This is a genomic window from Rhizobium mesoamericanum STM3625, assembly GCF_000312665.1.
Lineage (GTDB): Bacteria > Pseudomonadota > Alphaproteobacteria > Rhizobiales > Rhizobiaceae > Rhizobium > Rhizobium mesoamericanum.
This window is the reverse complement of the sequence record NZ_HF536773.1, coordinates 168,107-182,999: the sequence shown is the minus strand read 5'-3', so window position 1 is coordinate 182,999 and position 14,893 is coordinate 168,107. Positions and strand designations below refer to the sequence as shown.

Below are 14,893 nucleotides of genomic sequence, written 5' to 3'. Positions count from 1 at the left end.
AGCGAACAAGAGAACCGATAGCAGCACCAACAGCGCCTGATGGCCCCGTCCCATCATCGAGATGAAACCGGAAAGCCTCCGCGGCATGGCGTTTTCCTTGCGAAATCGCATATCCGCCTCCGTGTCTTCCCGTGCGGCTGCCTCGTGTCGTCTGCCCCCAAATCTCATGGCGCACCTGTCCCCCCGAAAGGACATTCAGTCATATCCAGACCAGTTCTTCATTGATCCACTGCAATGCCGCCGCCGATCGGTAGTCCACGCGGAGGTTGAGCCACCTATTCTCACTGGTCCCATCTTCGGACAAACCAGACCCTCAGCAGAAGTAGCTCGCAGGCGTTCGTCCTGCGGGCACTCGCTCACCGTCTCGAGATCATCGAGAAGAATTATGGGGCGCGGATGGTGCGGCAATCCCGCGCTCTCGCTCTCACGTTTATCATGCCGCGCGAGCCACCAATTTTCGCGCAAGACCGCGAGCTGGACGCCGCAGACAATTCTGCAACTAGGCAAACGTCATCAGTTGATGTCTGCCTCCGACGTCGATAACTTCGATGGCAAAGATCTGTCCATCGTCGTCCTTTATCGAGATCTTCTGCGGATGATCGACGACGTGCGTCATGCCCTTGACCGATACTTCGTGAGCGTCTTCCTTCGGTTCGTAGGTGGCGCCAAGTAGGGGCGCCGATCGCACAAGGACCTGGTCGCCAATTGTTGCGCCGAGGACTTCGATCTTAATTTCCTTCCCTTCTACTTCTTTGTGAAGCTGCGAGAAATAGGCAGTCCATTCGGATTTTGGGAGCACCTTAACGCCCATCATTTCATCCCCTTCTGCTGGGGTATCCTGCTGCGGAGAGCAGAGCTTCTGTCGTGCGCGATGTAGGAATAAGCCCGGCAGTCGGCGGGGCTGAGCAGTTTGGATAAACGGAAAGGGCATCGCTTGGCGACATAGCCAATTTCAGCGTTACCATCAGCTCAAACGCTTCCCCCGCAATCGATCTCCCAGACGTTGGTCGTTTCTCAACCCGCCGTGATTTCGATCTTCCGATCGTTTCTCTTCGCATTGGCGGTCTTGGGAAGCGTTACCTTGAGGACGCCCTTCGCGAAGGCGGCGCTCACCTTGTCGGCATCGACGTATTCCGGAAGCTGGAAGGAGCGCTGGAAGGAGCCGTAGCGACGTTCTGAAACGTGATACGATTTGTCCTTCTCTTCCTTCTCCTCGGTCTTCTCGCCGCGGATGGTCAGTATGCCGTTCGCGAGCTTGACCTCGATACTCTTCTCGTCGAGGCCGGGGACTTCCGCCGTGATCTCGAAGGCGTCGTCCTTTTCCACGACGTCAACGGCCGGTGACACCAGCCATCCGACGTTCGACGCGCCGAAGGTACGTCCTAACGACGGGCGGGCCAGGGGACGCCAGGACGACGGACCGAGGTCGTCGAACAGACGGTCGATTTCCGTGCGAAGGGACTCGAAGGGCGACCAGAAGCCGCCTTGAGCCGGAGCAGGGGTCTTGGGTTCTGTCTTAACGGGGAACTTGTCGGGCATGATCATCTCCTATTGTACAAGGACATCGGGAAGCCGGATCCCACTACACTTGCGAGCGCTCGACAATGAGCCTTGTTATGAAACCATGCTTGATAGTTTGGAACTTTGATCCGGGTCAAAGTACGCGCGTTGTGTGCGGGATTCGATTGATAACTTTGTCATTCGAGCTTTCAGCGTCGCCTTTTCGATGTGGAGCGTGATGGTGAGCAGATCGTCGTTCGACGACCTAACCCCAGCGGCACGTCAAGAGTGTGCCAGTCTGTTGTTCAAACCAGCGCTTGACTGCTCCATCAGGGTTACCTTGCCGCAAGTTCACGAGGTTTGATCGGCATCTTCGGCATCGCGCGCTTCGTTAGGCGAAGGACAATGGCGATAACATTGGAGATGCCGACGCCGCCAGACCGGGAGTCGCCGCCCGAGGTGCAATTTGCCCCGTTTGATCAAACGCAATGTAGCCCCTGGAAAAGGGGCGGATCATGGGTAATTCCCTCGAGCAATCTTGTTCAATGGAGGAATGCGTTGTGCTTTATCGTTCAAGCAGCGATGTGCCAGCAGGACGGACGTTCACCTGCAACGGTCGATCGAGGATCGATATTGAGGAAAGGAGCGATTGAATGTCAACGACACTGCAAAATATGACGCAAGCGGAATGCTTGGTAATGCTCGAAGGTGCGCACTTTGGCCATTTGGCTTGCAGCAATGAAGGGCAGCCTTACATCGTTCCCATCTACTTCGCGTTTCGGTCAAGGGTGGCCTACAGCTTCTCGATGCCCGGACGCAAAGTCGAGTGGATGCGGAAGAATCCAAAGGTCTGCCTTCAGGTCGAGGAATGGCCGTCAAAGGGTAGTTGGAGAAGCGTTGTACTCAACGGAAATTTCCAGGAGCTGCCTGACGATGACGCCTGGCACGAGGAACGGCTTCACGCTTGGTCATTGTTGCAGGAACATATGAATTGGTGGGAAGTCGGTTCGCTGAAACCGGACGAAGTCCCGCCGGCGTATGTTTCTCCGCATCTCTTTTACTGCATCTACATGAATGATATGTCAGGCCGCATTGCTATGCGGACGGACTAGAGCGACTTGCCAGTTGTTTTTGCGAGCCGAGACACATCATGAACGGTGGTTCGGATGCCGATGCATGCGTGGGAGCCGTACAATCGAGACCCCGCTAAAGAATAACGCGGTATCATCATCTGGAAGCTAGAAAGGTCGATTACCACTTGAACCGCCGCCGACGGTTTCTGCAAATCCGATTGGGTCAGAAACGAGTGGCTCATCCCAGCTCTCCGGATATTGGAATTTGTATCCTTTCAAGGCGAGAGATCGGAAAAATCCGAAAATTCGGTTGGACTATTTTGGTGTTGGAGCATTGGCCGGCTTATGCAACGAAGCGCCTGCCTTTTCGGCCGCCGCCTGCAGACGCTTGTCCCTGGTCCATAATGCTGCTCGCCGATCGAGCAGTATCGAGGCAAGCAGGTGGGCATCTGCATAGCCGATGCCCATATTGAAAATGCCGCGACGGTCGATCATCGTCATCACTTCGTCGTGCGTTGCGACGAATGCTTGGCGCTGGGCAGCCAGAAACGTTATCACACGCCCGCGATCTCGAAGGCTGCCAAGCGCCAGTTCGCCAACCACAGCCGGATGGCAGAGCAGAAGATCGTCCTCAATGATCATCCGAAGCTCCGCATCAACATTGCGAAAATGATCGATCCATATAGAAGTGTCTGCCAGTATCACTTGGCCATAGCGCTCCGGCGACGTGGAGCTGCCTCTGCATCGGGCATAGTTCCCCCGAGCGCGATGAGGCGTTTTCCGGACTCTACTCGGACAAGCGTCTCCAACGCCTGGCGGACGAGAGCCGCGGTTTCTTTTGTGCCGGTCAGGGACCTGGCCCTTTCCAGGAGGGTGTCGTCGAGATTGATAGTCGATCGCATCGTTTCTTATCCTGTACTGACGCTTTAGATAGCACCATTTGGTGATAGAATCTACGCCTAGTTCCCCAGGGCCGATACCTGTGGCGCGTCGTGACAAGAATCAAGCGGCGACCTGTCGACCGAGATAGCCCGATCTGGCCAGCATGATCGTTAGCGCTCACAATCAAGCCGGATTACCGTGGAATTGACTGCGCTTGGAGTTCCTTTTTTGTGAGTAGGCTTTGGTTTCGTTTGTAACCGATCATACAGTTCAGAGACGACCTAGCACCCTTTTGATAAAGAAAATTGAGAGTGGATTGCGGCGTATGCGTGGAAACGGAGGGGCCTTGCGGTCTGGTGATGGCTGTAGAACATGCAGGTGCCAGAAACAATCGCCGAAGTTCAGCGACAGTCATCAAGCTATCAACGGAGTTTCAAACACTTCAGACAATTCACCGCGAAATCAATACGCGACAACGGTTCTAATCCTTTCCAAGAGCTAAAATGACTGCAGAATCCATTCATTCGATCTTCTAGACCCCGTGGGGCGGCGCACCGACGTGATAGGTGAGATTCGGCCCCACCAAAATTCGATTCGTCACATCTGCCGCGTTCTGGGCGGTCCTGAAGCAAAATGGGCTTGTCGAGACCGCGAGGGAGGTTTTAAGCACGGGTGAAGGAGTATCGGATCGGTAACCTATGGCTAGGGTCAATCGTGAGCGGATCACCTTTCAAGGGCCGGCTGACGACCGACCACGGAAGAAGAGCCTCGACGCAGGCTGGCATGAGCGCAACCCCACGCAGAGAAGCGACAAGCGACAAGACCGTCGAAAAGTTTTCGACGCGATGGCTGGGTGGGGGCATCAACGCCCATTTCCCGAAGATAATTTTCAATCACTTTTCGCAGCACGAAGGCATATCGGAAAATCCGATGAGCGTTTCTCCACAAGCGCTCTGGGATCAATTTCGCTGGGCGCAGGTGGAACGCCTGTCACAAACTGTCACACTCTTAGACCAAGAGACACAGAAGTGGCATCGGGATGTGACGTTGTAATCGTCTACTGCAACCCTCATGATTGGAGGGAGTAAGATCATGCTGGCGAGCAATTTCAACGTCCGCCCCCTTTTCGAAGAGACCGCCGCGATTAACGGGCGCTGCGGCCTAGGTACGCTTTTTGAACAAAGCTCCCTCGAGCATGCGACGGCGGGCGAGATCGTCTTTTTTGAAGGCGATCGTGCCCTTCACCTCTTTGCAATTCGAAGCGGCAACCTTCGAATCTGCCGCCAGTTGCACGACGGGCGGCGCGTAATCACAGGATTTCTCACGAAGAACGACATTGTCGGCGTCTCGTTTAAGAACCGCTACCTTTACAGCGCGGAAGCGCTGGACGACGTCTCGTTCCAGCGCCAGACGAAGGGCGCGTTCGAGAAGCAGCTTTTAGCCCGTCCGGATCTGCGGCGGGTGCTTCTGTCGCAGCTTTGCGATGAGGTGGCGACGGCACAGGACCAGATGGTGCTATTGGCATGCCGGAGCGCCGAAGAGCGCCTGTGCAGTTTCCTCCTCGAGCGGTTGCACAAAAGCATGGCACAGGGATTTGAGCCGAACGTGATCAACCTGCCTATGACCCGGCTCGATATCGCTGATTATCTCGGCCTGACGATCGAAACGGTCTCCCGCACGATTACGAAACTGGCTGGCCAGGGCATTTTATCGGCGGGCCGCAGGCATTCAATTCTCGTGTTGAAGAAGGCCGCGCTTGTTCAAAGAGCCGGAGAAGATGATGCTACCTGCAATGACGGTCTCGACGATGCGACAAGGTACTATCGGCACTAAAAGTAGGTCTTGATGTCGCGCGATAGCTATGGCGTAGGATCTCAACGCCATCGCACAGGTCTTGAACATTGCCTTTGGAAATTGCCGTAATCTTTGCAGTCCTACGTGCACTGCCATGCATCGTATTGTCGGCGGACGCCACGGAACCGAGGGTTCATTGATCATGGTTGGCATGAGGTCGCGGCGGCTAACCAGACGGCCGAGCTGTCCGGCAGCAACGACTGGACGCTGAAAATTACGTCCCCCCGCAGGCCGGCGACTGCGGCGGGCTTCTGTCGGCAACGGAGGATACCACGGCACATTCAATCCTTCTTAGTGGCGGAGGAACCTCGGTTGCGGTGTTGATCGGCGAAAATGATCTCGAAGATGTGCCCCAGCTTCGACGTGGACTGGCGAAACGAACCTCGGTGCAGTTCAGCTATCCGCCGGACGATTTTCAAGCCGATGCCCAAACCGTCACTACCGCGCGAGGTGCTGGTTTCCTGCCGCATACCACCTGGATGGCGATCCTCGACTCGGACCCTATTGCTCCCGACGGACACCAGAATATCAGCGCCGGCCGGCGTATGGCGTACAGCGTTTTCGACGAGATTGCGCAAGGCATCTTTCAGTAGCGCCGGCGCGCCCTGAACAAGCGCGTTTTCGACATGAGGACAGAACTCCAGAGAGTGATGGTTTTCATAGACCCATGGGGCGAGTTGCTCGACAACGGAGGCCGAAAGTGCGACGAGATCGACGGTCTCAAAGATCCCATGGTCGAAGCTGTCAAGTCGGGCGAGAGTCGTCAATTCCGCGACGAAGCGTACGAGGTCATCCAGATCATCTTCCGCCTTGCGGGCACGTGGATGGTCGATGTTTCCCAGCTCAAGCTTTATGGCGGCAAGTGGCGTCCGTATCTCGTGAGCTATGCCGGATGTGAGAACCTTCTGTGACGTCATCAGTTCGCCGACGCGCTCGAGGGCGCGATTGACGGCAATCGCGAGGTGGGCGACCTCGCGCGGCATCTTGTCGAAATTCAGGTGCGAACGTGCATCCATCGGATCGATGTTATCAGCCGCATCGGCTGCCGCACGCACCGGCTTCAGCGCCTGCCGCACCGAGAGCAAGGTGGCTCCCAGAACCAGCACGAGCAGGATGCTCATCGGCACCAGCATATGTTCGATGACTTCGTTCCAGAAGACCGAGGAGACGACGTTTTGTGGATCGTCGATTGTCGCGACATCGACGAGGAACCGTTGATTTCCAACCACGAACCCGCGACCGCCAACGAGGGTCAGCGGCTTTCCAGGCTTCAGCGATCTCAGCCAAAAATCGGGCGGATTTACATCCGCTGGAAGAAACTGGCTCTCGCAGGCGTCATCGCAGGACTCAAACACAAGTGCCCCAGACGCATCGCGTATTCTGGCGACATAGCCGGTCGATTGTTCCTGATAACGCTGCCGGATACTGTCAGGAAGCTGGTATCGTACGCTTTTTCCCTCTACGCTTATGCCGGAAGCCAGACGCTCGGTTTCCTGCTCGACATACAGACGCGATAGCTCGCCGACGTTCCAATAATAATCAAAAAATATCACGGCGAGTTGCAGGACCATCGCGAGCACCGCAAAAAACGCGATCCGTCTGGTTAGGATTGCACCGAGGGTAGGATGTGAACGACTCACCTGCTTTCCTCTCGCATCATGTAGCCGACGCCTCGGACAGTTTCGATCGAGGAGCCTGTCGGATGCCCTTCGAGCTTCTTGCGTAGTCTCGAAATCGCCAGTTCCACCGCATTGCTGCTTCTTTCATCGCCGAATTCCGAAAATGCATGCTCAAATTTGGCTTTAGAGACCACTTTGCCGCCATTGCGCATTAGAAGTTCGAGCAGATCCTTCTCCGATGGCGCTAGTGCAATCTCGCCGCCGGCGCAGGTTACGCGTCGCGAAGCGATATCGAGTTGGAGGGCGGCGAATTCCAATGTTGGCATCGCGGCGAGGGGAGCTCGCCGCATGAGAGCACGAATGCGTGCGATCAGTTCTCCGTTGTGAAAAGGCTTCGCGAGGTAGTCATCCGCGCCTGCATCCAGGCCAGCAATACGCTCGTCGATTGCGCTGCGGGCAGTCAGAACGAGAACGGGCATCTGAATCTTCGCGCTTCGCAGTGATTTTAAAACATCGATCCCGTCCTCATCAGGTAGGCCGAGATCGAGAAGGAGAAGATCGTAGTTAGCGCCCTCGATAGCGAGCCGTCCTTCCTGCGCGGTCGCAAAGGCGTCGATTTTCCAACCGACGCTCCGAACGGTTTCGCAAAGCAGGTCGCGAAGCCGCAAGCTGTCTTCGATCAGCAGAATTCTCATGCCTTCTTCCGACCAGTAACCATGGACCAGACTAGATTTTCCCTGTGTCTCCAGCTTTCGATGACGGCGGCGCCGGCGTGGACGAATGCTAGGACCATGATGCTGTTGGCGATTGCGCCGTGCAATTCCTTCAGCCACTTTTCTCCCCAGAAGGCGTCGAGCGTCGTCATCCAGCCAGTCAGCGCGGTTGCCGCCAGCAAGGCCATCAGGCAGAGCATCATGACGGAAGCCAAAGGGTTGTGGCCAATGTAGCGCTTTTCGTTCCGATCGAGGATGTCGAGGATCTGACCAATCACCTTCGAAGGTGTCGGCACAAAATCGTTGAATCGGGAATGCTTTGTGCCGACGAACCCCCAGATTGTGCGGGTGACGATTGCGGTGGCAACGACGTATCCTGTAACGCGGTGCCAGTACTTTCCCTCTTCAAGCACGAAGAGATTGAGCATGCATGCCGCAACCACGGTCCAGTGAAACAACCGGACAACAGGATCCCACACTTTGACCGTGCGCTGGGTAGTGGTGGAGGGCGCTAAGCCCTCCTTCTGCGATGAAACCCTTGTCATCTCAGTCACCCTTCTGGACAATGGTACCAGAAACGGGGTTGAAATAGACCTCGGCGCGACTGCCGTCTTTGTCCTTGCCGTAGATCTCGTAGCAGTTGCCCGTGACCTCGAACGTCTTGACCTTGTAGCCCATGGCGTCGATTTTCGCCTTCATGGCCTCTTCGGACATCCATTTGGACTTCGGTTCTCCGGTGCAACTCGGGCTGGCAAGCGCCAGAACAGGCGTGGCGGATGCGATCGCGATAGCGGCGACTAGTTTCATCATCATGGAGAATGTCCTCTATTGATACCCGGTGCGGGCGACAGGACATCGATACTGCCACGAAGCTGTCGGTTTCCTGTCTGTCCGGCAAGACCGCCAACATCTGACTGACGCTTCAATAAAGCATCTAGATGGCGATGACGAGGATTAGGGCAGCGAAAGCCTATTCAAAGCCCATAACGCGCCGGAAGAATATCGTGCGAGTTTGGTTGCAAGCGACGCTCCGACCACGCCGCAGTTGACCAATGGGACTGCCCGCGTATTCTGCCCCTAAACCAACGTTTACGGCTCGTTCAAGAGTAATGATCCAAAAGCGGTGATGGCTATGGGGTCTCCAGCAGAAACGCAAATCCTTGTTGTCGACGACGATCCGCGTATCCGGCAGATGCTTCGGCGGTATTTCGAACATGAAGGCTACAAGATTACTTGCGTGTCAAATGGGAAGGAGATGAGATCTTCTCTTGCTACTAGGCCATTCGATATCGTACTTCTTGATCTCGTCCTTCCAGATCAGGACGGAATAGACCTGACACGAGAGATACGAAGCACTTCGAATGTGCCAATAATGATGCTCACGGGACGCGAGGACGTCGTCGATTGCGTGGTCGGCCTTGAAGTAGGGGCAGACGACTATGTTGTGAAACCCTTCCATCTGCGCGAGGTTCACGCGAGACTCAAGTCGATCCTACGCCGCTATCGGACAGGCAACAAACTGACCCCCAACTTAGACGGCATACTGGCTTTCGAAGGCTGGCGTCTCGACACTGACAAACGAAGACTTCTTAATGCTCAGAATGTTGAGGTGGAGCTTTCCACCGGCGAGTTCGAGATGCTCGACGCGTTTGTCCGCAACGCCGGTCGGGTTCTCAGCAGAGATGTATTAATGGATCTTACGCGACATCGGGCGCGGGATCCGTTTGACCGCTCGATAGATACACAGATTTCCCGGTTAAGACGAAAAATCGAAATCGATCCAGCAAGACCGAAGCTCATAAAGTCGGTTCGGTCGGTCGGCTACGTCTTCACCGCCAAACCGATTCTCACGGCCTCGGGTGCACGCGATAAATGAGCCCATGATCCCAACGGCGGAAGAGTTCGGTATTCTCCAGTTCCGCCAGGCTTCTGGGGAGGTCATTCCAGACGCGGATGAACTGGCACGCTGTTGCCTCAGCCTCAAGTGACGAAAACAGGATCTCGGCAATTTCATGGTGGTCGGCAGCGCTAAGCGCAATGAAGATTGGCACATCCATCAGTAAGCCCACCTCCGGATGCATCAGCAGCCTGAAGACGGCCAGTCCCCTAACGCGGCCCGCGAGATCGCTAGCGGTGATGCAGCGCCAAGCCCGGGTGTTATCGAAAATGGCCGCCCAGTCATTTTCGCCGAACGTTGGTGCTACACTGCACATGAGCGCAAAGGCCGCGAGATCGTTGTCTCGGTGCAATTCGCCAACGACGTAGTCGTATTGCATGGCGTCCTCCCGATCTTTCACTCTCGCCGGAGACTGTCTCGCGGATGATGATGTCGTACATTGTCATAGATCAATGAAGCCGACTTTGCTTCTGACACGCTTCCTTTGAGAGTGCAGCCTTCAGGGAGGCAGCATGCAATTTTTCGAGGGGTTTCAACCTACAAGTGGACTGTTCTCGAGATGGGTTCGAAGAAGTTTGTTGAGCGATATCGGCCCCTTGTCCTGGTCTTCTCAGCTGTTGCTTTACTCGCAGCTGGCGTACTGTCCGAGCTTCTGGAAATAGGGCTGGGTGCGACCGTTCTCTTGATCTCAAGCAGCGTCTTAGTCCTGGCCCGGCAAAGCGTCGCATTTGGTATTAGAGTGTCAGCAGTCGCGCTGGCTTCCGCGGACAGCGGACTGTTGCCACAAGTTCAGGATGCCTTGCTCCAAGAGGCGATCGCTGTCGCCGCGGTTCTAAGTGCACTTTGAGCGTTAAGCTGATCTAGTGTGACAGCAGCGTTGGAATCCTCAGGTCTTCGAGAAGACCGCGCGTCACACCCCCTCCGAGCGATTCCCGCAATCTGGAGTGACCATATGCGCCAGCGATAAGAAGGTCGGATCGGCTCTCTATGGCGGTGTCCTGGATTATGGTGGTGATGTCTTCTCCGTCGCAGCGCACGGCGGCCAACGCGACCTCGAGCCCTGAATGCTTCAGGGTTTCCACGTAGCGATCAAAGAAATCCTCGTTCCACGGAGCCGAAGCGCGTACGTGTATCAAGGTCGCTTTCGCGGCCGATTGGATCATCGGATACGCGTTAGAAGCCGCGCGAGCTGCGGCTGCACTCCCATCCCAAGCGATCGCGATGTTGTCGATGCGACCGTAGAAATCCCCCGACGGCAGGAGAAGCAGCGGGCGACCGCTGTCAAAGAAGAGACTGTCTATGATCGGCCGCGCCAGTTCGGTGTTTTCCAGGATCGTAACGTCGTAAGCGCGAGCAAGTTCGGCCAGCCGGATTGTCGCCGACATCGCCTCGGCCTCGGTGGGGACAAGTCTTACGTCGAGACCGACCCGTTCGGACCGCTCGCGCAAATGCCTGACGAGCTGAGCAGCAACGTCCCGGTCAAAGCGGTCCGCCTGGAACTCGTCGTCGCCTGAATATGTGTCGGCCGCTTCGTGGCCATGGCGCCGCCCGGCAGCCAGGCTGGCGACCAGATCGGCACCCTGATGCAAGGAGAACTGGACGGCGTTCTCTATGATCGCGAAGGAACTCGCTTCCGGACGCGTAGTCAATGGCAGATGGAACTGTGGTTTCATGGTGCCCTCCTGGACGCAAAGACGTCATTGTCATCGCTTCCAGCGGCTAAGCAGAGCGACAGCGCCGCCAGAAGTTTGCACTACCGCGATAAGAAGAGCGGAACACGGCTGTCCTTCAGCATCGAACGGGTGACGCCGCCAAAGAGACGTTGCTGTATCCGCGGGTGCTTGTAAGCACCCATGACCACCATGTCCGCTGCGACGTCGACGGCGTGCTGACGTAGCGTTTCGTCAACTCGGCGTCCGCCACTTGCGACGCGATCCACTTCTACTTTAACGCCATGGCGGGTGAGGAACGCGGCAATGTCTGATCCCGGCTCTTCACCGTTCTCCCAGCTCCTCGCTACGGGATCTACGAGCGTCACATGCACGGCATCGCAACCCATGAGAAATTCCAGGGACTGTCGGGCTGCCCGCGCGGCCTCATCGCTTGAGTCCCATGCGAGCAGGATAGACTTTGGAAACGAGCTCACAGCCTGCGTGCGTGGGTTGATCAGGATCGGCGTCGGAGATTCGAACAGAGCGCCATCGACGATACGTCTCTGAAGATCCTCGTTGCCAGCAGCTTGCGCTCCAACAAGGACGAGATCGGCGTAAAGCGCATGCTGAGCGATATCGTCATCGGCCCATGCGAACTCTGTATAGATCTCCTGGATGTCAAAAGACAGCTCCGTCCTTTCTAGGATCTCTCGTACAGCCTTCGTTTCGTCGGCGAGCCGGTCGATTTCCTTCTGTTGGCCTTCGAGCCACGTTGTCGAGATTGCTTCATAAGTTGCTATTGCCGGAACGCTTCCCATGCAAATTACAAGGGCGGTCATATGGGCGCCCTGTGTCTCGCAAAACTCGATTGCTGACTTAACATCTTGATCCCAGCGGTCGACGCCAAAGACGCACATGACGGTCTTGATACTCATCGCACTGCCCTCCTTGTTTGTCTGTGCGATCTTATCGCGTTCCGTGGGTGCTTCTTTGATGCTCGTCAAAGCGGCTATGCTCTTATAGGAAATTTGGCGTTCTGTTATGATCTGCAACGAACCCGCCACCGTTGGCGCTACACGTGCTGCCGGTGGAACGTCCCACGCAAATACGGTCCTGCGTTCCTTCGCTCGACGCGCAGCAGTTGTTCTTCTGAGTCAAAGACGCTCGGTGTTTGAAGCCGTCCCCTCGGCCGGATTGCGGCGCTCATCCAAGTCAAGGCCGCACGTCTCGCGATCAGCCAGGTTCAGTTCATATTCAAGACCGAGGGCAACGAAGTACGGAGGTCACATGAAAGCGATGGTCCTCGAAAGAATCGGCGCTCCTTTGCGACTTCTGCAGGCGTCTGACCCGCGACCTTCCAAAGGACAGCTCCTCGTACGGGTAGAGGCCTGTGGCGTCTGTCGGACGGATTTAAACGTCCTAGCGGGTGAGCTGCCGGATCCCAAGTTGCCGTTGGTGCTCGGACACGAAGTCGTCGGAAGAGTCATTGCCACGGGATTGGATGTCGCCGAGGAATTGATGGGAAAAAGGGTGGGCGTGCCATGGCTTGGACACACATGCGGATGCTGCAGGTTCTGTCTTGCCGGAACTGAAAACCTTTGCGACACGCCCGGTTTTACCGGGTATACGATCGACGGCGGCTATGCGACGCACGTCGTGGCTGACGCAAATTATGCCTTCGTCTTGCCGGACAATTCCGATCCCGTCGCGACTGCACCCCTTCTTTGCGCTGGTCTGATAGGATGGCGGTCGTTAAAGATGGCGGGAGAGGGCAAGGCAATTGGTCTCTATGGTTTCGGCGCAGCGGCTCACGTTCTCGCGCAGGTCTGTCGGTGGCGGCAACAGAGCGTATATGCTTTCGTTCGCCCGGGAGACGAGGCTGGGAAGCAATTCGCGTTAGAGCTCGGGGCCGCCTGGGCAGGCTTCTCCGACGAACGGCCACCGGTCCAGCTTGACGCGGCCATTCTCTTTGCACCCGTCGGCGAGCTCGTTCCGCGAGCGCTGGCTGCCGTCCGAAAGGGCGGGACCGTCGTTTGCGGGGGAATCTACATGAGCGACATTCCTCCGATGGCTTATCGGCTCCTTTGGGGCGAGAGGCGCATCATATCGGTCGCGAACCTCACAAGGCTTGATGCGCATGAGTTCTTCGGCATTGCGAAGGCGGCGGGTATTCGCACCATCACAACGACATACCCATTGGAGCATGCCAATGATGCATTGGAGGATCTCAGGGACGGGAGGCTCAAGGGAGCAGCCGTTCTCGTACCGTGATGGCGATTGTCCAAAATTTCGCTTGAGCCGCGGTGGCCAAGGCTGATGGCAAAGATTTGTCAGCAGGGCATGGCACCTTGTTCGTTCGCTGGCCACCCCTGGATAATCGAATGGAAGGACTTGGTGGAGCTCAGAGTGGTATCCACACCTTGAAAGCGATGAGCGAACGATCTGATGTGATTGGAACCTCCGCATCCATTTGAATGTTTTGGAGCATATTTGGCCTATGGTTTTGCACGTTCCGTTAGGCTATCTCTGGCGCGAATGCTGGAGCGTATGAATGACGGATAAAGAGGCTGATCGGCTCTTGGTAGTCGATGATGATCCGAGGATCGCACAAATGCTGATCCGATACTTTGAAGACAATGGATTTAAGGTGACCGCCGTTGGCAACGGTGCGGCCATGCGCAATGAGCTGTCCAGGAACAGATTCTCTGCGGTGTTTCTTGATCTTGTTCTACCAAAAGGCGAGAGCGGCTTGGAGCTCCTCAGGGAGCTGCGAAACACCTCTGATGTCCCAGTTTTAATGCTCACCGGCCAGGATGATGTCACTGACAAGGTGGTTGGGCTCGAGGTCGGAGCCGACGATTACATTGCCAAACCATTTCACCTTCGCGAGCTTCTCGCACGGCTTCGAACGGTTCTGCGCCGCCGGACGGCAAATGAGCCAACAGGAAGACGCGAGTTAGATGGAAATGGAAGCTTCTCCTTCGACGGCTGGCGGCTTGACCTGTCACGTCGAAGACTAACCTCTCCATCAGGAAGCGACGTGTCATTAACGACCGGCGAATTCGACATGCTGGTAGTCTTCGTTAAGAACCATGGGCGAGTTCTATCGCGGGATACTCTTATGGAGCTTACCAGAAGTCGAAGCCTGGAAGCGTTCGATCGTGCAATCGATGCGCAAATCGTTCGCTTGAGAAAAAAGATTGAACCCGACCCCAAAGATCCGACGTTGATTCAGTCGGTGCGAGGCGTCGGCTATGTGTTCACAGGCAGGCTCGACTAACGCATACGACTTTGATCGCCGTCAATGTTCGGGCAGCCAAGTCACATAGGATGAGGCAACAACGTAGATGCGGTCACGATGGTTATCTGGATTCTATTCGCGCTCATGACGACTGCCGCAACGGCAGCCATCCTGCACCCGCTTGCCTCCAATGGGACAAGGAATATCAAGGGTTCGATAAGAGCCTCGGACGTTTACCGGGATCTCTTACGCGAACTCGATAGAGAGGTGCGCACCGGCCAGATCGACGACGTTCAATACCACTACGCACGAGCCGAAACCGCCCGCCGGCTTTTCAAAGCCGTTGAGGACGGAGAGGCAACTCAGTCAACACCGTCGGCTTCTCACAAGTGGCTTAGAGTTGCTGTCGTGGCCATCATTCCGATCTTGTCCATCTGCTTCTACGTTGCACTAGGTGAACCG

18 protein-coding genes are annotated in these 14,893 nt (G+C 56.0%); 7 read left to right on the top strand and 11 right to left on the bottom strand.

What is annotated here, in order from left to right:
• Positions 1-499 precede the first annotated feature (499 nt).
• The gene (locus tag BN77_RS21180; protein ID WP_244426224.1) at positions 500-814 is read right to left on the bottom strand and encodes a DUF5335 family protein; all 315 of its coding nucleotides are present in this window, start codon (positions 812-814) and stop codon (positions 500-502) included.
• Between the two features lie 200 nt (positions 815-1,014).
• On the bottom strand, positions 1,015-1,539 hold the full coding sequence (locus tag BN77_RS21175) for an Hsp20/alpha crystallin family protein (protein ID WP_007535839.1): 525 nt from the start codon (positions 1,537-1,539) through the stop codon (positions 1,015-1,017).
• A 614-nt stretch (positions 1,540-2,153) separates the two neighbouring features.
• Between BN77_RS21175 and BN77_RS21170 the strand changes: the two genes are divergently transcribed.
• Positions 2,154-2,612, top strand: a complete 459-nt coding sequence (locus BN77_RS21170; protein WP_007535837.1) for a pyridoxamine 5'-phosphate oxidase family protein — start codon at positions 2,154-2,156, stop codon at positions 2,610-2,612.
• A 276-nt stretch (positions 2,613-2,888) separates the two neighbouring features.
• Here BN77_RS21170 and BN77_RS21160 read toward each other — a convergent pair whose 3' ends face one another.
• Together BN77_RS21160 and BN77_RS21155 are read right to left on the bottom strand one after the other, a co-directional pair.
• Positions 2,889-3,278 carry a type II toxin-antitoxin system VapC family toxin gene (locus tag BN77_RS21160; RefSeq protein ID WP_007535835.1) on the bottom strand — a complete coding sequence of 130 codons (390 nt, stop codon included), beginning with the start codon at positions 3,276-3,278 and terminating at the stop codon, positions 2,889-2,891.
• Positions 3,275-3,475, bottom strand: coding sequence for a type II toxin-antitoxin system VapB family antitoxin (locus BN77_RS21155; RefSeq protein WP_040678247.1), 201 nt, complete (start codon positions 3,473-3,475; stop codon positions 3,275-3,277). The genes BN77_RS21160 and BN77_RS21155 overlap by 4 nt, the downstream gene beginning before the upstream one ends.
• A gap of 694 nt (positions 3,476-4,169) precedes the next feature.
• On the opposite strand from BN77_RS21155, the gene BN77_RS33640 reads away from it, so the two are divergent.
• Positions 4,170-4,508, top strand: a complete 339-nt coding sequence (locus tag BN77_RS33640; protein WP_157224494.1) for a hypothetical protein — start codon at positions 4,170-4,172, stop codon at positions 4,506-4,508.
• A gap of 39 nt (positions 4,509-4,547) precedes the next feature.
• A complete protein-coding gene (locus tag BN77_RS21145; protein WP_007535829.1) occupies positions 4,548-5,288 on the top strand; it encodes a Crp/Fnr family transcriptional regulator in 741 nt (246 codons plus the stop codon).
• A gap of 302 nt (positions 5,289-5,590) precedes the next feature.
• Here BN77_RS21145 and BN77_RS21140 read toward each other — a convergent pair whose 3' ends face one another.
• The 4 genes from BN77_RS21140 to BN77_RS21125 are packed head-to-tail and all read right to left on the bottom strand — an operon-like array spanning position 5,591 to position 8,454.
• On the bottom strand, positions 5,591-6,949 hold the full coding sequence (locus BN77_RS21140; RefSeq protein WP_007535828.1) for a sensor histidine kinase: 1,359 nt from the start codon (positions 6,947-6,949) through the stop codon (positions 5,591-5,593).
• Positions 6,946-7,623: a response regulator transcription factor gene (locus tag BN77_RS21135; RefSeq protein WP_007535827.1), complete on the bottom strand. Its 678-nt coding sequence runs from the start codon at positions 7,621-7,623 to the stop codon at positions 6,946-6,948. Before BN77_RS21135 ends, BN77_RS21140 begins: the two co-directional genes overlap by 4 nt.
• Positions 7,620-8,186, bottom strand: a complete 567-nt coding sequence (locus tag BN77_RS21130; RefSeq protein WP_007535826.1) for a cytochrome b/b6 domain-containing protein — start codon at positions 8,184-8,186, stop codon at positions 7,620-7,622. The genes BN77_RS21135 and BN77_RS21130 overlap by 4 nt, the downstream gene beginning before the upstream one ends.
• Before the next feature lies 1 nt (position 8,187).
• Positions 8,188-8,454: a PepSY domain-containing protein gene (locus BN77_RS21125; protein ID WP_007535825.1), complete on the bottom strand. Its 267-nt coding sequence runs from the start codon at positions 8,452-8,454 to the stop codon at positions 8,188-8,190.
• A gap of 313 nt (positions 8,455-8,767) precedes the next feature.
• On the opposite strand from BN77_RS21125, the gene BN77_RS21120 reads away from it, so the two are divergent.
• The gene (locus tag BN77_RS21120) at positions 8,768-9,517 is read left to right on the top strand and encodes a response regulator (protein ID WP_040678245.1); all 750 of its coding nucleotides are present in this window, start codon (positions 8,768-8,770) and stop codon (positions 9,515-9,517) included.
• Here the strand turns inward: BN77_RS21120 and BN77_RS21115 are convergent.
• The 3 genes from BN77_RS21115 to BN77_RS21100 all read right to left on the bottom strand — a co-directional run bounded on the left by BN77_RS21115 (position 9,489) and on the right by BN77_RS21100 (position 12,125).
• Positions 9,489-9,917 (bottom strand): hypothetical protein, encoded by a 429-nt coding sequence (locus tag BN77_RS21115; protein ID WP_007535820.1) that lies wholly within the window; start codon positions 9,915-9,917, stop codon positions 9,489-9,491. The two genes, BN77_RS21120 and BN77_RS21115, sit on opposite strands and share 29 nt — an antisense overlap.
• Before the next feature lie 481 nt (positions 9,918-10,398).
• A complete protein-coding gene (locus BN77_RS21105; RefSeq protein WP_007535816.1) occupies positions 10,399-11,211 on the bottom strand; it encodes a universal stress protein in 813 nt (270 codons plus the stop codon).
• Between the two features lie 80 nt (positions 11,212-11,291).
• Positions 11,292-12,125 carry a universal stress protein gene (locus tag BN77_RS21100; protein ID WP_040678593.1) on the bottom strand — a complete coding sequence of 278 codons (834 nt, stop codon included), beginning with the start codon at positions 12,123-12,125 and terminating at the stop codon, positions 11,292-11,294.
• A gap of 352 nt (positions 12,126-12,477) precedes the next feature.
• Between BN77_RS21100 and BN77_RS21095 the strand changes: the two genes are divergently transcribed.
• The 3 genes from BN77_RS21095 to ccmI form a co-directional block, all read left to right on the top strand.
• Positions 12,478-13,461, top strand: a complete 984-nt coding sequence (locus BN77_RS21095; protein ID WP_007535811.1) for a zinc-dependent alcohol dehydrogenase family protein — start codon at positions 12,478-12,480, stop codon at positions 13,459-13,461.
• 280 nt (positions 13,462-13,741) lie between these two features.
• Complete coding sequence (locus BN77_RS21090) at positions 13,742-14,470, top strand: response regulator (protein ID WP_007535809.1); 729 nt, start codon at positions 13,742-13,744, stop codon at positions 14,468-14,470.
• 78 nt (positions 14,471-14,548) lie between these two features.
• The coding region (ccmI, locus tag BN77_RS21085; protein ID WP_040678243.1) for a c-type cytochrome biogenesis protein CcmI at positions 14,549-14,893 on the top strand (345 nt) is incomplete at its 3' end.